Raw genomic sequence first — 17,619 nt, 5'->3', positions numbered from 1 at the left:
CGTACTTCGGCGGATCCTAGATCGCGAACCTGGCCGGCGAGGACTATGACTTCCGAACGTCCTACTCGGTAGCGGTCGATCGCACGGGTCTGCCCACGGTCAGTCGCGTCAATGTGCTCTTTGGCCGGGCCGATGTCCAGGCTGGGTCGTCAACGTGGGTTTCGAGGTTGTCGCGTTCGACGTCGTAGCCGCAAACTGCCAACGACACATTCGCCGCACCCTGACTCGCCTCGTGGATTCTGCGGATCGAATGATCGACTCGTTTGAGAGCCGACAAGGTCGCCACAACGATACCTGCATGTTCGTCTCGGGGCCGAGCATCGTCGGAGGTGCATGCCTCGGCGAGCAGGCTACCGGGGACGATGCGAGTGTTCGCTACTTCAAGCGAGCTAGCGCGGAGATGGTCGCGCTGCTGTCGAGTTTGCTGTGCTACGAGATCGAATTTCGACAGGTTCTTGATGGTGTTTCGGCGCGATTTGAGCATGGGACTGTACGGCCCGTCTGCAGATGTTTCGAGGTGGGTGACTCTTTGGCAAGGTCATTTCTCGCCTTCTTGAGAGACCGTGGGGAACCGAATGCTGAGGCTCCCGAATCTTGTTGGGTACAACTCCAAATGTCCCAACCGATGAGGCTCGACGTCGTCGGCTCCCTTGATGCGGAGTCTGCAAGGATGGCCAGCGACTCTGAGATCGACCCAGAAATCGATGTGACCATGATCGACTGCCGCGAAGTCATCCGCGTGTGCCGTGGTGACGACGTGGGTCTCGCCGTTGATCTGCTCAAGTCGGGCAGGCAATCGACCGAATCGTCCGCCCTTTCGTTCAGTCCATGTCAGCAGAGCCCAGTCCGGACTGTACAGAGCGTCTCCAATGAGAATGACCTGGAGAGATAACACTCTGCCTGTGACGCTGATACTTGACAGGCGCGCATTCCCGTCGATTTCGGCCGGACGTTGCTTGTTCGCCACTGCACGAGTCAGAGCCGCACCCCACAGTTGGGTGATCTTTTCCGGAGAGAAGTCACTGACGCGCCGAATCGCGGCCTGCCTCATCTGCATCAGTTTCTGATCGTCCATGGTATGGATGTCTTTGATTCGGCGGGCCATGGCATCGATATCACCGTCGGGCACGAGGAACCCGTCAACGCCATCGGTGATGATGTCTGCGGGACCGTACTTGATGTTGTAGGAGATGGGAATGCACCCGGCAGCCATGCTCTCCAGAAGGACCAACGGTTGGCCCTCGTATTCGCTGGTGAGCAGTGTGAACGATGCCTTCTCGAACTTCTGCTTGGCACGCGGGTCGAACCCCCTGAGCGCAATGGCGCCGTTGGTGTCCAAATCCTCGACGAGCGCCTCCAATGACTCCTGCGCTTCATCCGCTACTCCGTAGATATCGAGGGTAGCGTCCGTGCCCGACTGTCTCGCTCTGTGCACAGCGGTGATGGCGTGGTCGATGCGTTTGAGGAACGTGGTCCGCGCAAGCATCACGCCCGTGCCCGGTGTCCGTGGCTTGATGCGGCGCATCGGTGTCGCAGCGGTCATGTTCGGAAGAACGGCCGCATTGTCCACGACAAAGTTCAGATCGGTGAGGTCAGAGTGCTGTGACTGAGTGAGTACGGCAAAGAGATCGAAGCGATCGACATTCTTCAGCGCGGGCGTATACGTCCATCCCAGCCTCTCGGAGCGCTTGGTCGGGTCAGCGGAATGCTTACTGTGGATAGTCTGCACCAGGACGACGTTCTCCCTCTGGTACTTGTGCAGATACCGAGCCAGCGGCGGGCCGTCGTTGATGATGATCGCCTGCTCCGAGCCGATGAGCCAGTCGAACCATGCGAAATAGAGTTCGTGCTGCTCGTTCCATTGGGCGATAGCTCGACCGCGAGCGTCGAAGATAGCGACACTCTTCGCCTCGTTTTCGCTGCCGAGGCGGTAGCTGAAGAACCGTGAGCCGTCTTCTCGAAACCGATCGGAACGCAAGGTCTTCCCCGAATCGTCCAGTTCCTTGATCTCTGGCTTTCCGTCGAAGTCGGGAAGCGTGGCGGGATCGATGGTGATTGACTCCGTCGAGTGAGACGCGATCTGCGCCAAGTCGTGTGGGGAGGCTCGCCTCAGGTCGGCCCACACACTGCGAATAGTGACCTTCTTGCCGATCCTCCCTTCGCCACGCAGCCGAGCGGTCAGAGCCTCCGGGTCATCATTCCGTGGGGAGAGCGTCAGGATCTCGACGTGCCGACCGTCGAGTTCTGCGAATGCATCAGCTCTCTGCAGACACACACCGGTTCTGCCGCCGAACGTCTTCGGGATTCCGCCGATGAGTCCGTAGACAGTCGCCTCGGGCAGGTACTTCTTACGCCGTGAGAACATCGTTCCTCCACATCGTGCCCGGGCCGTTGCCCGCGGTCCTACAGAAGTTGATCGATGACTCGCGCTGCCGCGTGTCCGTCATCATTGGGGGCGTACTGTTTCGCAAACGATCGCAGTCGTTCTCTGTCCTCTTCCGTCACCGAGGATGCTCTGTCGATTTCGGCGAACAGCGCTGCCGATGTTTTGGCCACCGGTCCAGGCAGCTCCGTTTCGTAGTCGAGATAGAAACCGCGCAGGTTGTCCCGGTAGTTCTCGAGATCATAGGCAAAGAAGATGATGGGACGCTCGAGGACCGAATAGTCGAAGAACGACGAGGAGTAGTCGGTGACCAGCATGTCGCTGACCAGGAAGAGCTCATTGATGTCGGGGAATCCGCTGACATCGATGATGTGGGCCTTCAGCTCCTCCGGTATTTCGAGCTTCGTATTGATGAGGAAGTGGGTGCGAACGAGGAGGGTGACGTCGTCGCCGAATCGTTCCACGAAGTCCTGCGGATCGAAGGGCCACTGGAATGCGAAGCGGCCTCGGGTTGTGGGCCGGTCATCGCGGAAGGTCGGCGCATAGAGTACGACGGTGCGCTCTCGGGGTATTGAGAGACGCCTGCGGACGCCGGCCCTGATGTCAACCGTGTCCGGACCTCTCAAGATATCGTTTCTCGGGTACCCCAGCTCATAGACCTCGCCAGTGTATCCATAGGACGATCGCATTGCCTTTGTGGCGTAGGGCGACGGAGACACCAAGGCATTCCACTGTGCCGATGCTTCTTTGACACGGTCGACATACCCGGGATCGCGGCCGTAGAAATTGTCCTGGTCGAGGAACATCCGCTTCAGCGGTGTCCCATGCCAGGTCTGGATGTACACGCCCTGATCCCTGCGGTGAATGTAGTTGGGGAAGTTGTGGTTGTTGATCCAGTACTTCGCCGTCGCGAGATGCCAGAAGAAGGCGGGGGAGTGACGCTTGACCACCGTTGTGTGCTGGTCGGTCACGGGAAGTCGCTTATGGTAGATCCACACCTTTCGTCGGGTGTCGCCCTGTCGGATGAGTTCCTCGTGGATTGCCCGAGGACTGTCGGCGTACTGCTTCCCCTGCCCGGCCTCGAAGACGATCGTCTGCTCATCGAGCGGAGCCAGACGCATCAGCTTGTAGAGTCGCTTCATCACCGGCAGGTAGTACCTGTTTCTCCGCGCGACCCGGTAGACCGACTGTGCCGTTTCGCTTTGGAGCCGATCGGCCATGGTGACGGTAGGTTTCGTCGAGTTCTGAATCGCTTCGAAGATGCGCTCTCGGCTGGAGGTGTCTCTGTGAGCCAAGAACCTGTCGGCGCGCCTGCGGAAATCGGGAGCCATTGCCCCACCAGACTCATACGCACTCTCGACCGCGTCGAGGACCCGAGCCTCTTCGGCGACAACAGGTCCGGGGAATTCTGCCACCGGGTCCGCATGCGGTTGGGCGAAGCGGTGGTCGTCGAATTGGTAATAGACGACGGGTTTGTGAAGGAATGCGAAGTCGAATGCGACGCTCGAATAGTCGGTGACGAGCATAGAGCTCTGTTTGAGCAACAGCTGGACGTCGATCTCGCCTTGGACGACGACTCGGATGCCGAGGCCATCGAAGTGCGAACTGAATTGCTGCATGTTCGGGTGCAGACAGAAGATCGGTGTGAGATCGTACTTTTCGACCAGGGCGCGCAATCGGTCACCGGTGAGCAGGGACTTCCATCTCTGAAAATAGTCGGACTCGACGAAACGCTCTGGGTCCTGCAGCCACGGACGCCAGGTCGGCATGATCATCAGCTGGCCGGGATTGACGTCGACGTCGTCTGCCAATAGTGCATCGAACCGGGCAAAGCCGGTCACTGCGACCTGCTCAGGGGCATAGCCGAAGTCCTTGACGAAGAATTCCTTCTCTCGTTCGGAGCAGACGGTGATGAGATCGACGTCGAACCCACGAACGTATCGTCCGTAGTTGGGCACCATCCACTTGGCGGCGGTGACTCCGTGCTGCAGAAAGACCTTATCGGCCCGCAGCGCTCTCTCGAATTGTGGCTCCCTCGTCGGGTAGAGGAAGTCGGGGTGGTGGGTCCCGATGATCTTGTCTGCGGCAAGCGCCACTTGGATATGGTCATGTGAACGGAAGTCGATGACGTTGTCGTAGCCGTCGAGATTGACTCGTTCGGGGGAGTCCGGCTCGATGACATAGTAGGCATCGACTTCGGGATGTTCATCTCTCATGTATCGGAAGAACTGGAGCCCGTTGTCCTGCGCCTTATACGGTAGTTCGCCGATCAGCCAGACGGGTTTGCGATCAGACGACTTCGGAGGATTCCAGGACCGCCGGTTTGCCACCAGGCGATGCATATAGTCAAAGGCAGAGGCGTTGAAAGTCTCGAGGTGGAGTGACGGATACTTCGCCTTGAACGTGTAGTACGGAATGATGGAAACGGTCTTGTCGCCGGAGGATACTGTGCTGCCGGTGGTGCCGAAGCGGACCAGATAACGGCTCTTCCCGATTCGGGCGCGCTTGGGCTCATCGCCGAGGACCGGGTCGAGGTCGAGGTACAGGTCGGCATTGTCGTCGCTGATCTCGTCGACGAGGTCGTTGAAGTCGAGAGCTGCGGAGAACCTGTAGTAGTTGAGTCCAAAGCGTCGTTCCGACAGCTCGTCATTGGGAGCGAGTTCGACGTCGGCAGCGGCACGGAATCCCGAGGTTCGGCCCACCACGACGAGTGTTGCGTCTGAGTATTCGGTTCCCCGTGCGATGACCCGGCCCTCGATTTCAAGCCTGCCGTCACGGATCGTCAGCCCCTCATTCCGAACGTCGGCAAAGGGGCGGTGAGGACGATCCACCTCGATGGCGATGTGACCATTGCGGTTGACCAGCGGATAGCAATCGCGGTAACCGACTCGGCGGTAGGCGAGATTCTCAGTGCGAGTGCTTGTGGCTCGTCCGAGCCGGACCAAAGCGACAGTCGTGCCGTCGTATGAGGCCTCGAGCGCGGAACTCGGCATCTCGTCCATGTCGAAGTCGGCATATTCGACGTAGAGCCGCAGGACGAATCCGGCGGTCTCATCACCATCGGCACTTGGCGGTGGAGGCGAAGTCCAGTCGGACAGGTTCTCAATGAGTGAATCGAGGTCGATGGTCGCCGTTCGAACGGCCGCGCCACCGCTATCGTTGGCGTCGGAGTCCACCTCCTCTAGCGAGCCGATGCGGTGCAGATCCTCGTCATGCTCCACCCACAGTCCGCTCGGGACGACGGGTGAGGCTGGTGTGAGGTCGATGTGGAGCAGGTTCTGGGCCTGAACGAGGTCGAGCGAAGCCAGTCCGGCAGAGTTCACCGGTCCGGAGGCGGGAGTTCGTGCTGAGGTACGCGTCGCCTTCTTCAATGTCCGTCTGGCTGTCCCCAGAACTCTGATCGCCGAGCGGGCGAAGAGGTTCCTCAACTCCACTGTGGATTCCTCCAAAACATCGTTGTCGGGTATGTCCCACGCGGTTCCAGTCTAGGTCCACATCGTCCCATCCGGCAGGAGGCGATGCCGAATACATTCGACCGAAATGGAAGAGCTCTGAGTTTCGTCCACGGTGGCCCGAGCCATCGGCAGAGGCTAGGGTGTGCATCGAGGGCAACGACGTCTCTCAACCGACGACCAATGGTGGCGTGCACATGAGTAAGCGATTTCTGATGCGTCTGGGCAAGACTCCGTTCGAGGTCTTCGACGGTTTCGATACGCTCGATCGCAATACCATCGGGCGAAACAACGGCAACCTGATCTTCGGCATGGCCGCTCACAAACTGTTCTCGACAGCAGACACCGTCGTCGACGCGAATCGCTACAAGATCAACGGCGCGATGGCGCCGAAGGTCAATGACGAGTACGACGGTTTCATTCTGCCGCTTGCCAACGCCTTCCGACCGGGGTTCGAGGCAGAGCTGGCTCGCACCGCCGACTTCATCGAAAAACTGACAATCCCTTTCCTGATGCTCTCCGGCGGAGCTCAGCTGCCGCTCGACGGCGACCCCGCCGCGCTGAAGAAGATCGAACCGACAGTCAGACGATTCGCCAAGGCGGTTTTGGAGAAATCCAGCGCGCTGACAGTGCGGGGAGAGCTGACCGCGGAGTACCTCAAGTCCCTCGGGTTCAAAGACGTCATCGTGGTCGGGTGTCCCTCCATGACGATGAACGGTCGCGGGCATCGGGTGGACAAACCCGACGCGCTGCCGTCGGGATCGCCGATCGCCTACAATCTGCAGACGAACAATCCCTTCGGCAGCGAACTCGTCCAAGACGCAGAGTTGAACTACGACTCCACGTATATGCCACAGGATCTCGCCACGCTGGAGTTCATGCTGTGGGGCACTGACCCCTACCAGGGGCATGATCGAAGTCTGCCGCTGGACCGGAGCCATCCTCAGTTCACGGCGAAGAAGGCCCAGTTCCAGCTGGATGCTCCAGAGTGGATGCGCAGGATGGGTGAGCTGAGCTTCTCGTTCGGACCCCGCATCCACGGAAACGTCGCAGGCATTCTCGCCGGCACTCCCGGAATCGTCCTCGCTCATGACGGTCGGACGCTCGAACTGTCGAGATACCACGGTGTCCCGGCCATCGACCTGACCGTGGAGGAAGCACCGCTGACGGTCGCCGAACTCTACGAGAAGGCCGACTTCTCCGAATTCAACCGCGGCCAGCCTGAAAGATTCGACCGACTGGCTGACTTCATCCACGCCAACGGTTTCTCGCACATCTACGAACCCGGCCAGGAAGACGCCCTGGCCGACTACGGTCGCCGACTCGGCGCCACTGAGTTCCCCGAACCGCAGACGAGTCTGTGGCAGGATCGTCCACCTGAGTTCGTCCGTATGGCCGCAGTGCTGCAGCAGCGCTACCTTGCCCTCAAGAAGACCCAGAAAGGGCTGAAATCCGGGACCGGGTCAGGTGGGTCTGCCGAGCTCGAGAAGCATGTACGTGACCTTGAGAAACGACTGTCGAGGACCGAAGCCGCTCTGAAGAGGTCACAGGCGTCCGCGGCAGAAGTCCGCGCCACGGCGAATCGGACCGACCGGAGGCTCAACAAACTTTTGGGAATTCCACTCAGCGTGAAGAATATGATCGGTCGGCGTCGCCAAAGGTGAGGTTACAAGTGGTCTGCAACGTCATGGATCGATCGCATGCGGGCCTTCGTCGTTTTCAAACCTTGACGGTACCGGGAAACGATCGTCGAAGAAGCGAGCCACGAGTCGATCGACCTTCTCCTCAGAGCCCTCCGGCAGGTCGGTCTCATTGAGGCAGAAGACATCCAGATCGGTACGTCGGGCGACTCTGAGCAGCCGCAGCTCGAGGTCCTCCTGGGCGAGATCGACGAACTGATACCCGATGCGTCCTTCCACGGACTTGCCTCTGGCAAATGCATCGAAGTGGTGCAGGGACGACGGAATCGATACATCTTCCGGTGCACGGAAGGGCGACGCCGCGACAGTGGCGAACAGATCGGGCTCTTCGGATTCCATCGCCTCGAGAACCTGCCGCAGCTGTGGGTGAGGGGTGTGTTTGAACCGGTGAGTGATGGTGTGACCGTACTTCTCGAGAACGTAGTCCCTCCCTCGCTTCGCCGCTGAGATGATGGGGAGATCGCGGGGAGTCCAACTGCCGATATCGACGGGCACTGTCGAGGGAAAGTGTCGGGTCAGTCCGTTCGCGGTGAAGAACAGCTCCGGGTCGGTCGGGCGGAGAAAGAAGCAGTCGTCATTGAGGTAGAGGTAGTGGTCGGCCAGTCCCGGGATGTGATGCAGCTGCGATTCGATGGCGTGCGAATTGAAGACGGGTAGCACGCTGGGGTCGGAGAAGATGTCGCGATGGTCGACCACGGTGATCTTCGGATCGTCGGTGTTCAGCCACGATGGAATCTGCCCGTCCGTGACGATGAAGATCCGACGTACCCACGATGCATAGTATTCGAGCGAACGCAGAGAGAAGCGCAACTCATCGCGTGAAGTGAACCGAGAGTTGGAGACGGAGCTCGGCGCGTTTGTTCTCAGATCAGCGTCGTCCCGGGCAGCCTGCATCCGCGCGCGCCATTCGGGATCGGAGCCGTCCACCCAGGTGTAGACGGCGTCGACCGGTTCGCTGAGCACCCGAAGATGAGGCGCCGGCAGACTGAGCCGACCGTCATTGTTGACGGCAGCATGCCAGACCGTCGGTTCGATGTAGTCGACGGTGAGAGAGTGATCATTCTGGCGTCGAACCAGAGTCCCCGGCAGGTGGTTGGCACCGTCGGCTCGCGGCGAATCATCGCCCACCTTCTTCCACAGTTCGACTGTGATGGTCAGCGCCGAGGTGGTGAGCTCTCTGCCGTTGACGGCGCGGAGGCGGCGCAGACATGTCACGCTGCCGAGCCTGGCCGGGCGTTCGCGAGCAGTTCGTCGGCTCAGCCTCGCGCCTCGGACATTGCGGAACCGGACCGACCAGGACTCGCTCGCGTCAGTCACAGCGTTGCCCCCGCTTGGAAGACCGCGCAAGGCAGCCACGACTGCATCGGTGTTCTTCGCGTCGACGACCAGAGTCGGGCGGAAATGGCTCAGCCGTGGGAGCTCTGCGAATTCGACGCCGGCATCTGCCAATGCCGATCGCACTGCCGAAAGCGCCTGAACCTGTTCGTCTCGAGCGTCGAAGGTCGACGGCTTTGTCGAGGAGATGCTCGGGGTCGAACGACGACGTCTGAGAGAAGCTGGTTTCTGCCAGGACTGTTCACCATGACGCGTCCGAGAGAACCAAGCCTTACGTTCAGGAGTCAACCTGTCGGCGAGGAACGAACGCACCGACGACGGTGAGTACCACATTCTGGTAACGCCTCCCTGCGTTATACCGGAATCAGGGGATGGGCGGCAGTGATAAGGGGATGCCGCCAAGGTTCGTTGAGTGTGACTCTATCGTCCCCGCTCGATAAATGGGTATCAACTTGCTGATGAACCTCACGATTGCTGTCTGCGAAATGCTCTTCGTCGGCACACCCGAGCATCACAATAAACTACTCAAAACCCTAGTAAGTCTTGCTAAAATCGCAACTAATGTGCAGACTGTTTGGGTGGTCACGACGAGCGAAAGCGCTGAGAGCGCACCGAAGTCGCTGGTCACCCGTGTCCGCATCGCCATCAGAGACGCGGGAGTCAACCACAGCGAAGTCGCCCGGCGCATCGGCCTCGACGCGAGCAAACTGTCGAAATCCCTCGCTGGAACACGAAAATTCCGGGTCGAGGAGATCTCTCACATCGCCGAACTCACCGGGGTCACCACGGATTGGCTGACGACCGGGCGAACGGCACGGCCGCCTCGGCGAACAATGGTCGCCGACGTTCCTCCTACTCTCAGCGAATCACCTGCCAACGATTCCGCAGATGATCTCGCGGGTGATGCGCGCATGGGGCAAGCCGCTGGGGGAGCGGCCCTCGGGCCGGCCTCCGAACTGGACTGGATGTCGAAGGGCACTCGCAATCGGCTGAAGATCATCGCTGCAGCCTGGCGGCTCTATGCCGATCTCGGCATCGACAAGGTCCGCACTGAATACGTCGCAGATGCGGCCGGGGTGAGCGCCTCGGCGGTGAACTACCACTTCCGGACGAAAGACCAGCTGCTGCAGGCGGCCCTGCGCCACTCCCTCGATGTCATCGCCGAGACTCGCCACCTCAACGATTCCGCCGACCCCATCGGCGTGCTCCGCCACTTCGCACGCATCCATGCCGGAGTTGACCCGAAGATCCGGAGAGTGTGGTCGATCTGGCTCCAGTGCTGGGCCCGTGCAGCCACCGACGAAAGCGCCCGCGAGAACCTCACCTCCGTCTACGGCGAGTGGATGGATATGATCACCACGGTCATTGACGGCGGTCAGAGATCCGGAACGATCAGGACCGGTGACACCGCGCTCATGGTCAAATCCCTGTCGATCTTCATCGACGGCCTGGGCGTGGCCCGCACCACCGAACACATGCCCATCACGGACGACGAGGCGCTGGCCATGCTTGAGAACTATCTGAACGCTCACATCCTCAACAGCGACGCGTTCACCGACGACACCCGAACCCCGAAGTCAGACCGGGCCGCCGCAGTCGGCCGGCCCGAACCGACGTCCTAGGAAGAAGGCACATGAACACACCGAACCGAAGACAAGCGCTGGGAGCCGGACTCGCGGTATCCGCGGTCGCCGGACTCAGCGCGTGCGGGGGAGGGACCGTCGGTGCCGCCGACGCCGGTGACCCCGTCAAGGGCGGAACCCTGCGGGTGGGAGTGACCGGCGGAAACTCCGCCGACACCGTCGACGCCCACATCCCCGTCAACAGCGGCGACATCGCCCGCACCGTCAACCTCTACAACTGCCTGCTGTCGCGGACTGACGACTACAAGATCCAGCCCGAACTCGCCGAGTCCTTCGAACGCAACCACGACGCCACCGTTTGGACGGCAACCCTGCGCGAAGGCGTGAAGTTCTCCGACGGACGCGACATCACCCCCGACGACGTGGTGTTCAGCTTCGAGCGGATCAACGACCCGGACGATCCGAAGACCGCCGCGGCGAGCTTCACCATGCTCGACAAGGTCGTCGCCACCGGGGACCGCACGGTCGAGTTCCGGCTCTCCGAACCCAACGGCATCCTTGATGACTCGGTTTCCGAATACACCACCGGCATCGTCCCGGCCGACTACGATCCGAAGAACCCGGTGTGCTCCGGTCCGTTCTCCCTCGTCTCGCACACCCCCGGCCAGTCGACGGTGATCAAACGCAACGACTACTACTGGCGGACCGAAGGCAACTACCTCGACAAGGTTGAGATCCTCAACTTCAACGACACCGACGCGCTCATCAACGCCCTCCTGTCGACCCAGGTCGACGCGATCGCGCAGATCCCGCTGGCCCTCGTCGAAGTCATCGACGCCGATGAGCGGATGAGCATCCTCAACTCCGAGACGGGGATGTGGCTGCCGTTCACGATGCGTGTGGACAAGAAGCCCTTCGACGACGTGCGGGTCCGACAGGCCTTCCGCCTCGTCGTCGACCGTGAGCAGATGATCGAACAGGTCCTCTCCGGCTTCGGCACACTCGGCAACGACATGTTCGCACCGCTCGACCCGAACTATCCCGGCTTCCCCCAGCGCAACCGCGACGTCGACAAAGCCAAGAAGCTCCTCGCCGAGGCGGGCTACCCGGATGGCCTCGACGTCGAACTGGTCACCGCGCCCATTCAATCCGGCGTCGTCGAATCCGCCCAGGTCTTCGCCCAGCAGGCAGCCGATGCCGGCATCCGGGTGAAGATCCGCAAGGTGGACGCTACGACCTTCTTCGGCGACGAATACCTCAAATGGGACTTCGCCCAGGACTTCTGGAACACCCGTGACTTCCTCGCCCAATGCGTGTCCTGCGTGATGGAGGAATCGCCGTTCAACGAAACCCATTGGAACGACGAAGAGTTCACCAAGCTCGTGAAGAAGGCGCGAGCGATGTCCGATGCGAAGGCCCGGCGCAATCTCGAACACGAAGCGCAGAAGATGCTCTACGACGAAGGCGGCTACATCATCTGGGGCTTCGCCAACCAGGTCGATGCCTTCCAGAAGTACGTCGGCGGCCTCGTCCCCAATGCGACAGGACGGCCGTTGAGCGGTTGGAGATTCGACCGCGTATGGATCGGAGAGGTGTGACATGTTCGGAAAAGTGATCGGCAAGCGGCTAGTCTTCTCCGCCTTCATCCTCATCGCCGTGTCCCTCCTCGTCTTCGGCGCCACCCTGCTGCTGCCCGGCGACGCGGCCCGGGCCATCCTCGGCCAGCAGGCCACTCCCGAACGCATTGCGGCGCTGAACGAGCAGCTGGGACTCAACGGTCCCGCCTGGCTGCGCTACTTCCATTGGCTGGGAGGACTCTTCGTCGGTGACTTCGGCACCTCCTCGGCGTCCGGGGGACCTGTCTCCCAACTCCTCGCCGACCGGATCGGAGCCTCCTTCGTCCTCATGGGCCTGGCAGCGATCATCTCCGTGCCGCTGGGCATCGGCCTCGGCGTCTACCAGGCCCTGCATCGCGGCAAGCGTCGCGACCAGGCCATGACCGGGATCAGCCTCGTGCTTGCGGCCATGCCCGAGTTCGTCATCGGCATCGGCCTCATCGCGATCTTCGCCACCTCGGTGTTCCAGATCCTGCCCGCCGTGACCCTCGCCCCACCGGGAGAACCCGTGTGGAACCGACCCGAACAGCTCATCCTGCCGACCCTGACCCTCATCCTCGTCGTCACCCCCTACATCGTGCGGATGATGCGGGCGACGATGATCGAGGTCCTCGACTCCGGCTTCGTCGAGATGGCTCGGCTCAAAGGCGTGCCCGAGACCCGGGTGATCATGCGCCACGCCGTCCCGCACGCACTCGGCCCGGTCGCACAGGTCGTCGCGATCCAGCTGGCCTGGCTGGCCGGCGGCGTGGTCGTCGTCGAGTTCCTCTTCCGCTACCCGGGACTCGGACAAGCACTCATCGACGCGGTGACCTACCGAGACGTGCAGGTCGTCCAGGCGATCTCCATGCTCGTCGCCGCTGTCTACGTCGTGGTGAACCTGGCTGCCGATGTCGTCGGCATCCTCACCAACCCGAAACTGAGGAGCGCAGCATGAGCACCGATGCCAACAGCCTCGACGACCTCAAATCCGCGGCCACCGACGCCGCCGAGGTTCCCAAGGAGTCCCAGACCACCTACGTTCCCTTCTACAAGCGGGTGCTCGCGCAGAAGCAGGGCAAGATCGGTCTGACGATCACCCTCATCATCGTCATCCTCGCCCTGTGCGGGCCGCTGCTGCTGCCGTGGGCGACGGGCAACACCGCCACCCAGTTCGTCACGAAGCCCTTCAGCTCCTACGGACTGTTCGGGTCGGACAACCTCGGCCGTGATGTGTTCTCCCGCTTCCTCGCCGGCGGGCTGACCCTCATCGTCTACGGTGTCCTCGCCACCGTCCTCGGCATGGTCGTCGGTGCGATCGTCGGCATGCTCGCCGCCTACGTCGGCGGTCGGTTCGACGCCGTCATCATGCGCCTCAACGACGTCATCCTCGCCGTCCCGCAGCTCGTGTTCGCGCTGTTGGCGATCACGGTGCTCGGCCCGCAGGGGTGGGTGCTCGTGACCGTCATCGGGCTCACCCACGCACCGCGCATCGCCCGTGTGGCGAGGTCGGCGACACTGGGGGTGATCACCGAGGACTACATCAAAGCCGCGGAGATGTACGCGATGCCGCGGTGGAAGGTGCTCTTCCGTGAGCTTCTGCCCAATATCACCGGACCCTTGAGCGTGGAGGCCGGGCTGCGTTTGACCTATTCGATCGGCTACATCGCCTCACTGTCCTTCCTCGGACTCGGCCTGCAGCCGCCGGCCGCCGACTGGGGCCTGATGATCAACGAGAACCGCATCGCCCTGTCCATCCAACCCTGGGGTGTGCTGCTGCCGGTCATCGCGATCGCGCTGCTGACCATCGGCACCAACCTGCTCGCGGACTCCTTCGCCCGAGCCACCGCATCGACATCAGTGGAGGCCTGATGAGCACGAAGACGCAGACCGTTCGCCACGACGATGCGAACGAACCGAACGAGAAGATCGTCCTGCGGGTGTCCGACCTGCGGGTGCTCACGAACGCCGGTGACGAGATCCTCCACGGCGTGGACTTCGCCCTGTCCCGCGGAGAGATCCTCGGGCTCGTCGGCGAGTCCGGTTCCGGCAAGACCACGGCGGGCCTGGCCTGCATGGGCCATTTCCGGGAAGGCCTGAAATTCGGGTCCGGTTCCGTGAGTATCTGGCCGCGCGGTGAGGCCACCCATGTGGAGGTCGGTGACCTCGACGAGGTGGCCGTGCGTGAGCTGCGCGGCTCCCGGATCGCCTACATCCCCCAGGACCCTGCGCTCTCGCTCAACCCGACTATGCGCGTCGGTGAGCAGATCCGTGAGGTCCTCGACATCCACGGGTTCGGGAACTCTGAGAAGGAGCGGACCGACCGGGTCTCCGAGGTGCTCGTCGACGTCGGTCTGCCCGGTGACAAGGCGTATCAGAAACGGTGGCCGCATCAGCTCTCCGGCGGTCAGCAGCAGCGCATCGGCATCGCCATGGCGTTTGCCATGTTCCCCGACGTGCTCATCCTCGACGAACCGACCACCGGCCTCGACGTCTCCACGCAGTCAGTCGTGCTCGACACGATCCGACAGATGACGGTGGCCAACAACGTCGCCGGCCTCTACATCACCCACGACCTCGCGGTGATCAAGGACCTCTCCGACCGGGTGGCCGTGATGCTGCGCGGCAACCTCGTCGAAGAAGGACCGGTAGCGTCAGTTCTCGAGGACCCGCAGCACGAATACACGCAGATGCTCATGGCCGCGGTGCCCGACCTCGCCGGCCGCAAGGCCATCGGAGACGGCGCCGCCGAGGAGAAGAAGCCTTCGGAGGAGGACGGAGAGACGCACATTCTCGTCTCGACAGGGGAGCCCGGCTCGGAGAAGTCGGGCGGTTCCGGATCAGACGGTGAGGTACGGGACGGTGCGGCCACCTCGGCGGGGGAGCCTGGTGCCTCCGCGGGGGAGCGGGACGGCCGAGTCGCCTCGGCGAATGCGCCCCTGCTCGAGGTCACGGATGTGGCGCTTGCCTACGGGAAGGCGCAGATCCTCGACGGGATCAACCTCGTCCTCGAGCCGGGGGAGTGCACGATGCTGCTCGGCGAATCGGGGTCGGGTAAGACGACGCTCTCGCAATGCGTGGCCGGGCTCAATGACGACTATTCGGGGTCGGTACGGCTGCGGGGCACGGAACTGGCACGGTCGACGCGCAAGCGCACGAACGAGCAGCGGGTCGGCATCCAGTACGTGTTCCAGTCGCCGTTCTCCTCGCTCAATCCGCGCCGGTCGATCGGACAGTCGCTGACGGTGCCGCTGGAGATGAGCGGGGAGGGCACGGCCGCGAGTCGGAAGGCCGCCGTCGAGGAGGCACTCGATTCGGTGCGGCTGGGGCGGTCGTTCTATCACCGGCGTCCCGGTGACCTCTCCGGCGGTGAGCGGCAGAGGGCGGCGATCGCCCGAGCTCTGGTCAACGCACCGTCGGTGATGGTCTGCGATGAGATCACCTCGGCATTGGACGTCAGTGTGCAGGCCTCGATCGTGGGGCTGCTGCGCACGCTGCGGGCCGAGCGGCAGCTGGCGATGCTCTTCGTCACGCACAACATCGCGTTGTCGAGGCACATTGCGGACAACCTCGCCGTGCTCAACAAGGGCAAGATCGTCGACTACGGACCGACCGCCTCGGTGTTGGAGAACCCGACGCACGAGTACACGCGGGCACTGATTGCGGACGTGCCGAAGTTCTGAGGGGCGTGTCACCGTCTGCGGTAGGCCCTGACCGCACCTGCCAGGTCACCCGAGAGCTCCTGCCGGTTGAGTCCGGTGAGCCGGCCGATCGCCCGGATCAGACCGTCGGACCCGCGGTAGCCGACCGCTCGCGCGGCGGCGGCGACGCTCGACCCCGCGCGGATCCGGCGCAGTGCCAAGTTGAGTCTCCTCCGCGTCCGCCACTGGACGAACGACAGTCCGAGATCGTCCTTGACGATCCGTTCGACATGGCGTGTGCTCATCGACTGTCGCGCTGCGACGGTGCTCAGCGGCACCAGCAGCGTCATGGGATCGTCGATGATCGCTCTCACCGCGCGATGCTGAGGCTCGGGAATGGGAAAATCATCGGCGGCGAACGCACCCAGCTCCGCGTCGAGGGCTCGCCTGAGAGGTAGGCGTTCGGCCTCGCTGCTCGGGGATGAGGCGAGGATATGCAGCGCTGTGTCGCGCAGGGTGGGTGAGTGGCGGATGTGCAGGAACCCCTCGGGCGGCTCTGTCTGCGGTGACAGTCGGGGGCCGAGCATAATGGAGTCCGCTTTGGCCGCGACCGAGTGGTCGATGCCTGCTCCCAGCCACAGGCTCGCCCCGGTGGAGAGGCTGAGATGCGTTGTTTCGAACCCCTGTCCGCGCAGATGTGCGTCCACGGCACCGCTGATGACATGGATGAGCAACGGGTACGAATGACTGTGCCTATCATGCCCTGCGAAGTGCACCGGCCGTTCTGTCTCGGTGTCGGTGCGTCGGCGCAGAACGTGTCGTGCTGGTCGTGTGATGATGTCGCCTTTGTCGTAGATGAATCGAGGAGTTTGGTTAGGCTGGGCTATGTTCCCTGATTCTAGTTCCACTCACCTGACAGAGGTAGCCGATGTCCTTGCTCCGCCGAATCTGCGCGCTCTTTCTGGGTGCAGGTCTCCTGCTCGTCAGTGCCTGTGCGAGCCCCACGAATACATCTGATGAGGGCGCCTCGGCGAATGAAGCCGAGACGCGTGTGGTCGAAACCAAGCAGGGGGAGGTTGAGGTTCCTGCCGACCCGCAGAGGGTGGTTGTGCTCAACTACGCCCTCGCCGGGTACCTCTATGACCTTGATGTGCCGGTCGTCGCCACGACGCCCGAGGTGACGGAAACCGACGGGGAATTCTCGCAATTCTGGTCCGAAAAGGCCAAGGCGCAGGGGACCGAGTTCCTGCCGTGGAGCAATGACGGGTTCGACCTCGAGTCCATCATCGCCGCCGATCCGGACCTCATCATCGCCGGAGGGATCGGGTTCCCGCTCAAGCATGCGACCGATGCCTACGACAGGCTTCAGGAGGTGGCGCCGACCGTCGTCGTGTCGGGGGATAAGCAGACATGGCAGGACCAATTCTCGTTCATCGCCTCCGACGTGCTCGGCCGGGAGGATGCCTATGAGAAGTTCGAATCAGCCTACGAGGATCGAATCGCCGAGGTGAAGGACGCCATCACGGTCCCCGAGGGAGAGATCTCCATCCTCACGCTCGAGAGCAAGGACACTCCCTACATCCTCATCGAGGGCAAGAGCCTGTCGGCTGCGCTCGAACCGCTCGGGTTCAGAACGGCCCCGCTGTTCGAAGAGAGCGACATCGAACCCTACACCGCGGGCGGGGACATGTTCGGACCCTCGCTCGAGGTGCTGCCCGACATACTCCGCTCAGAGACAGTCTTCGTCGTCGGCTTCAACAACGCGGACATCGGCGTCGACGACCTCAAGGGCGAAACTCCGTACGATCGAGTCCCGGCGTTCAAGTCCGGTCAGGTACACGACCTCCCGTCCTGGTCCATGCGCGGCGACTACGACAAGGCGATGGCCCTGCTCGACACTGTCGAGGACATGTTCTCCGCGACGCAGTAA

Annotated in this window: 12 protein-coding genes; 7 read left to right on the top strand and 5 right to left on the bottom strand. The window is 62.2% G+C overall.

Annotated features, from left to right (window positions below; translation table 11 throughout):
• Positions 1 to 61: 61 nt before the first annotated feature.
• The 3 genes from GUY23_RS14485 to GUY23_RS14475 all read right to left on the bottom strand — a co-directional run bounded on the left by GUY23_RS14485 (position 62) and on the right by GUY23_RS14475 (position 5,817).
• A complete protein-coding gene (locus tag GUY23_RS14485) occupies positions 62 to 484 on the bottom strand; it encodes a glycosyltransferase family protein (protein ID WP_166973406.1) in 423 nt (140 codons plus the stop codon).
• A 54-nt stretch (positions 485 to 538) separates the two neighbouring features.
• On the bottom strand, positions 539 to 2,089 hold the full coding sequence (locus GUY23_RS14480; protein WP_166973404.1) for a glycosyltransferase: 1,551 nt from the start codon (positions 2,087 to 2,089) through the stop codon (positions 539 to 541).
• A 314-nt stretch (positions 2,090 to 2,403) separates the two neighbouring features.
• Entirely contained in the window at positions 2,404 to 5,817 is a 3,414-nt protein-coding gene (locus GUY23_RS14475; protein WP_228282392.1) for a CDP-glycerol glycerophosphotransferase family protein, read from the bottom strand.
• A 215-nt stretch (positions 5,818 to 6,032) separates the two neighbouring features.
• Here GUY23_RS14475 and GUY23_RS14470 point away from each other — a divergent pair, with 215 nt between their 5' ends.
• Positions 6,033 to 7,499 (top strand): polysaccharide pyruvyl transferase family protein, encoded by a 1,467-nt coding sequence (locus GUY23_RS14470; protein ID WP_228282385.1) that lies wholly within the window; start codon positions 6,033 to 6,035, stop codon positions 7,497 to 7,499.
• A 21-nt stretch (positions 7,500 to 7,520) separates the two neighbouring features.
• Here the strand turns inward: GUY23_RS14470 and GUY23_RS14465 are convergent, their stop codons facing one another.
• Positions 7,521 to 9,272, bottom strand: coding sequence for a stealth family protein (locus tag GUY23_RS14465; RefSeq protein ID WP_166973402.1), 1,752 nt, complete (start codon positions 9,270 to 9,272; stop codon positions 7,521 to 7,523).
• Positions 9,273 to 9,448: 176 nt separating this feature from the next.
• Between GUY23_RS14465 and GUY23_RS14460 the strand changes: the two genes are divergently transcribed.
• Genes GUY23_RS14460 through GUY23_RS14440 form a run of 5 tightly spaced genes read left to right on the top strand, consistent with a single transcriptional unit; the run spans position 9,449 to position 15,731 of the window.
• Positions 9,449 to 10,492 (top strand): TetR family transcriptional regulator C-terminal domain-containing protein, encoded by a 1,044-nt coding sequence (locus tag GUY23_RS14460; protein ID WP_228282383.1) that lies wholly within the window; start codon positions 9,449 to 9,451, stop codon positions 10,490 to 10,492.
• Between the two features lie 11 nt (positions 10,493 to 10,503).
• On the top strand, positions 10,504 to 12,051 hold the full coding sequence (locus GUY23_RS14455) for an ABC transporter substrate-binding protein (RefSeq protein WP_166973400.1): 1,548 nt from the start codon (positions 10,504 to 10,506) through the stop codon (positions 12,049 to 12,051).
• Between the two features lies 1 nt (position 12,052).
• Positions 12,053 to 13,006, top strand: coding sequence for an ABC transporter permease (locus GUY23_RS14450; RefSeq protein ID WP_166973398.1), 954 nt, complete (start codon positions 12,053 to 12,055; stop codon positions 13,004 to 13,006).
• Positions 13,003 to 13,920, top strand: a complete 918-nt coding sequence (locus GUY23_RS14445; protein WP_208085366.1) for an ABC transporter permease — start codon at positions 13,003 to 13,005, stop codon at positions 13,918 to 13,920. Before GUY23_RS14450 ends, GUY23_RS14445 begins: the two co-directional genes overlap by 4 nt.
• Positions 13,920 to 15,731, top strand: a complete 1,812-nt coding sequence (locus tag GUY23_RS14440) for an ABC transporter ATP-binding protein (RefSeq protein ID WP_166973396.1) — start codon at positions 13,920 to 13,922, stop codon at positions 15,729 to 15,731. The genes GUY23_RS14445 and GUY23_RS14440 overlap by 1 nt, the downstream gene beginning before the upstream one ends.
• Before the next feature lie 8 nt (positions 15,732 to 15,739).
• On the opposite strand, the gene GUY23_RS14435 is transcribed toward GUY23_RS14440, so the two are convergent.
• On the bottom strand, positions 15,740 to 16,423 hold the full coding sequence (locus GUY23_RS14435; protein ID WP_166973394.1) for a helix-turn-helix domain-containing protein: 684 nt from the start codon (positions 16,421 to 16,423) through the stop codon (positions 15,740 to 15,742).
• A gap of 317 nt (positions 16,424 to 16,740) precedes the next feature.
• Between GUY23_RS14435 and GUY23_RS14430 the strand changes: the two genes are divergently transcribed.
• Positions 16,741 to 17,619 (top strand): ABC transporter substrate-binding protein, encoded by an 879-nt coding sequence (locus GUY23_RS14430; RefSeq protein WP_228282382.1) that lies wholly within the window; start codon positions 16,741 to 16,743, stop codon positions 17,617 to 17,619.

The organism is Brevibacterium atlanticum (assembly GCF_011617245.1).
GTDB lineage: Bacteria > Actinomycetota > Actinomycetes > Actinomycetales > Brevibacteriaceae > Brevibacterium > Brevibacterium atlanticum.
Note: the sequence above shows the minus strand (reverse complement) of the source record. Positions and strands in the feature narration are given on the sequence as shown.